This window comes from Stieleria sedimenti, from assembly GCF_025060895.1.
Lineage (GTDB): Bacteria > Planctomycetota > Planctomycetia > Pirellulales > Pirellulaceae > Stieleria > Stieleria sedimenti.
On the sequence record NZ_JANZKV010000298.1, the window covers coordinates 40,336 to 44,306 of the forward strand.

At 57.4% G+C, this 3,971-nt stretch carries 5 protein-coding genes; all 5 read right to left on the reverse strand.

Annotation, left to right across the window (positions count from 1 at the left end):
• Window positions 1-5: 5 nt before the first annotated feature.
• On the reverse strand, window positions 6-1,004 hold the full coding sequence (locus NZK35_RS31065; RefSeq protein ID WP_259636422.1) for a dockerin type I domain-containing protein: 999 nt from the start codon (window positions 1,002-1,004) through the stop codon (window positions 6-8).
• 162 nt (window positions 1,005-1,166) lie between these two features.
• Window positions 1,167-1,766: a methyltransferase family protein gene (locus tag NZK35_RS31070; protein WP_259636423.1), complete on the reverse strand. Its 600-nt coding sequence runs from the start codon at window positions 1,764-1,766 to the stop codon at window positions 1,167-1,169.
• Window positions 1,766-2,062, reverse strand: a complete 297-nt coding sequence (locus tag NZK35_RS31075; RefSeq protein WP_259636424.1) for a hypothetical protein — start codon at window positions 2,060-2,062, stop codon at window positions 1,766-1,768. The genes NZK35_RS31070 and NZK35_RS31075 overlap by 1 nt, the downstream gene beginning before the upstream one ends.
• Before the next feature lie 162 nt (window positions 2,063-2,224).
• Window positions 2,225-3,082, reverse strand: a complete 858-nt coding sequence (locus NZK35_RS31080) for a hypothetical protein (protein WP_259636425.1) — start codon at window positions 3,080-3,082, stop codon at window positions 2,225-2,227.
• Window positions 3,082-3,564, reverse strand: a complete 483-nt coding sequence (locus tag NZK35_RS31085; protein WP_259636426.1) for a hypothetical protein — start codon at window positions 3,562-3,564, stop codon at window positions 3,082-3,084. Before NZK35_RS31085 ends, NZK35_RS31080 begins: the two co-directional genes overlap by 1 nt.
• Window positions 3,565-3,971 lie beyond the last annotated feature (407 nt).

The following is a 3,971-nucleotide window of genomic DNA, read 5'->3' on the forward strand; positions in this document are numbered from 1 at the left end:
TTGGCCTAAAGGCTGGACACTAGCAGCTCGGTCAGACTGATCGGTGACGCCGGCGGATTGTCCGATCGGAGCACCATCCAAACCCTCTGCGTCAGGTCAGTCGGAACCGTCGCCCCGTCCATGTTCACCGTCAAGGACTCTCCCGTCGCCAGACTTGCAGTGAAAGAAATCAGGTTTTCCGCCGACGCCTCTTCATATTGAAATTCAATCGATGAGCCGTCGGCGTATTGCGTGTGGCGCGACACGATTGCTCCCAAGGTCTCTTCAAATCCCTCGATCGGTCGGCGGACGTCGTCGGGATCGAATAGTCGAAGCGGCCAGGTCAATGGATCAACAGGGGAAGCGATGACGTCCGGCGCATCAACCGTCCAACCGGGAATGCAGACATATTGCTCGGTTGTTTCGCTTCCGTCGGATCCGAAACGCGTGACCGTTGCCGTTCCGTCCCCCTCCAAATATTCGGCGCTCAGCAAACCGCTTGCCGGTTTCGCAATGATCAATGGCAAGCCATCTCGATTGCGGAGATACACGTTCCCCTGGTCCCAAATCACGGTCACCCCAGGATCGACAACATCAACGGACTTCGACCGTCCATCGGCCGACGTGAACACCACCGATGTCGGCTCCCCCTGACCGTCCGGGAGCACCGCGACCTGGCCATTTGTGGGGTTCGCGGCCTGATCGATGGCCAATCGATTGATCACCTGCAAGATATCCACCAGCCCGACCACCCCGTCTCCGCTGACGTCAGGATGAAACCCGGCGTAGGGCTCCATCGCCGCCGGATCGTCCTCCGACCACGCCGACTGCATCGTTTCGATCGCCGACAATTCATAGTCACCGATCAGATTGATCAGCTGCAATACGTCGATCGGATGCACGTACCCATCGCCATTGACGTCATACGCATTGCTCTGATTGTGCCAGTCTCCGAATTCAACGCCCCCGGCACTTCCGGCAAGTGGCAAACGCGGTTCCAACGATTGCATTCGAATGGATCGCATGGCGTTTGAAGACCGTGACTGATGATTCGACATGACGTGATCCGCAGATTTCGATTCCAAAGAGACTCAACCCAGCCCTCTTCCATTGTTGGCAGATCCCTGCTTCAGCTGTCACGCGCAATGAGTCATTTCCACCAATAATCTTCCTCTGTCCTCTGCGGGCTACCAAATCAGCGGGATCAGACGCCAGCGGACTTTCCGGCAGTAACGTTGATACTCGACACCGCTCAATAACAGACGTTCTTCGACACGGATCCGGATCGCGAACAACGCGAAAATGAACAGCAAGATCACCAGTTGCTCCCAACGCAGTCCCGCGGCGACAACGCAGGCGACCACCATCGCCAGTTCACCGAGATAGGCGGGATGCCGAATGATCGAGAACGGGCCGTGCACGACCGTGCCGCGAATCGCCGGCAAGATTGCAAAGCAGCGACCGAGGAACACGAAACTCAGGATCGCCAAACCACTGCCGGAAACGAACAAGAGTTGCGTGGAAATGTTCCAATCGCTGGGAGACCATCCAAACACCCAGCCGCCGACAAGCACCGCGGGGACGGCCATCAAACAGGTTGCGAAATCACCCTGCTGTTCAACACCACGCCGCAACAGAAAAAGCACACCCACCATCAAGTGCAACAGCGACGTCGCGATCAAGATCGTCAAGGGACGCTGCCCTAGGTTGGACCAAATCGCGGCGCCGGCCCAGCTCAGGATCGAAACGCCGATCGCGATGTCAACGAAACGCGGCGGCGGGGGCACTAGTAGATCCAGAATCCCCAGTTGAACATCCAGCTGAGCAAGTTGATCACAATCAATCCGCCTCCCCAGAGCATCCATCCCTGCACTTCCGATCCGCCTCCGGCGTTTTGCGCTTCCAACATGTGATGCTGAATCGAACCGACGAAGCTGGTCGCTTCATCCGCATCCCAACCGCTATCGACCAACTTCTGTGCGATTGATTGCGGGTCTTCACCCTCGGCCAAACTTTTCGCCACGACCTCCGCTAGACCTTGAATCTCATCGGATTCCTGTCCGGGTGGCAATTCCTGGTTCATCGTCAATTCGACCGCGTGAGAAAGAAGGGGATTTTAAACCCACTCTATGGCGACCGGAGTCGGCTGTCAAATCGACGTTTGTGGCGTTGCAGACAGGACTCAAAGCTTACTCCTCGGGGCCTTCGCCGCTTCACGCCGGCAGTCGCATACCGACACGCCGCGTCAGCCAGTGCCGCGCGTCGAGTTGTCGTTCGTCGTTTTCGGTACAAAAAAACCCACCGCCGATAATCCGATCATCGCCAAGAGCACCGAATACAACAGGTTGTTGGAAAAGAACGCGATCGAAAAGAAGATCGTCACGCCCGCCGCGGCCGCCCATCGGGGCGGCAACAACCATAACCCAAACCCGAACAGCGTCTCGACCGCGATCACCTTGCGGCTGTACCAGGTCGCGATGCCGCGCAGCGTCTCAGCGTCGTAGGTCTCTCGCAAATAGTTGAACACCCAGAAGTCGCGCTCGCGAAAATAGATGTCGTAAAAGACTTCTCCCGACCAGTACTCCGGTGTCCACTTTCCGACCGCGCCGCCGAGCAGAATCATCGACGCGATCGCGCGAGCCAAAAACGCCCCACGACGCAGCAGATCCGATGGCTCGTCCCGGTCCATGCCCGTCGCAAACCAGAACACCCAAATCGAAGCCCACAAACTGGTCGCAAACGTCATGTCATTGTGACTACCCTGGTGAATCAGCATGACTGCCAGGCAACCGACCTGTGCCGACGCGCACAGCATGCGAATCCAAGGCAACATGCCGACCACGCCCAAGATGATCGCGGTCAGTGATCCGAGATAGGCCCAGCGGATCACATCGGCCGATTGCAGCCACGCCGGAAAGAACGGATCGGACAGCGGCAGCCGATGATAAACCTGGTCGGCCAGTAGGAAGAATTCGTACTTCCATGCCAGTCCCGCGAACACGCTGATCTGAACGATCAAGTACGCCCACAACACCCGTCCCGAGTCAGGCGCCGCGACCTCGACGTCCGCTTTACTGCCGTCTGTTGCCTTGCCGCCGAACATCACCGGTCACCCCCGGGCGAAAGAATCTCGGACGACTCGCGAATCCACTCGAATCTGCCGTCGCCGATCGGCTTGGCGTGAATCTTGGTTTCCAACGTTTGCCCGCGATAAGACGATCTGATCGTCACCCAGCGATCCTGGCCGGGACTGAGCAACGAGTAGCGTCCGTTGGCGAACGTCAACACCCGAGTCGGAAAGTGATTGATGTAGCGGGGTCGACTCGAATCGAGCACCGGCGTGATCAAGCCTTCCGGTAAATCGCGAATCTCATATTGATTGCCGAAGTTGTACATCGCCGGAATCGGAGCCTGGATGGCCCAGCACGCAAACGATTCGGTCGACAAATGAAAACGCTTCATCGTCACGCGGGCGATCGCCGGATAAAACGGCAGCAGCAACAGCCAAACCGCCACCGCGCAGACCCCAAAGAGGATCAGCACGAACAGCGGATCGCGACGCGGTCGGCGAGTTTCGGTGTCCATGGCATCCTCTCAAGCAACTTTGACGCAACCTGCATGATCGTTTAAATCGCTAAACCCTCATACGCCCGATCAAGCTCCAGACTCAGATTTTCAATCGGCAAATCGAACCGCTCTCCTGCACCGTACTGCTGACGAAGGAAGCCTGAATCTCCGCGGGTGTAAACCACTGCCGATTTCACGGCTTGTTCCATCAATACAGACGCTCCGAGCAATCAAGTTGTGTGCATTCGTCGCACCGACCATCACACTGATTGCCTTGGAAGGGGTTACCAGCAGGACACGCTGGTCGATCGATCAGTCACTGCCATTGATGATACCGGACTTAATTCCGGGCTCCGGCCCTACGCCGTGAACGACTTTTTAGCGGTAGGGCGCGAGCCCTCCGGCCTTTCACGGTATTTTTGAAG

Excerpts from the sequence above, each read along its gene's own strand:
- NZK35_RS31065 (WP_259636422.1), bottom strand. The coding sequence starts at position 1,004 with ATGCGATCCATTCGAATGCAATCGTTGGAACCGCGTTTGCCACTTGCC.
- NZK35_RS31075 (WP_259636424.1), bottom strand. The coding sequence starts at position 2,062 with ATGAACCAGGAATTGCCACCCGGACAGGAATCCGATGAGATTCAAGGT.
- NZK35_RS31080 (WP_259636425.1), bottom strand. The coding sequence starts at position 3,082 with ATGTTCGGCGGCAAGGCAACAGACGGCAGTAAAGCGGACGTCGAGGTC.
- NZK35_RS31085 (WP_259636426.1), bottom strand. The coding sequence starts at position 3,564 with ATGGACACCGAAACTCGCCGACCGCGTCGCGATCCGCTGTTCGTGCTG.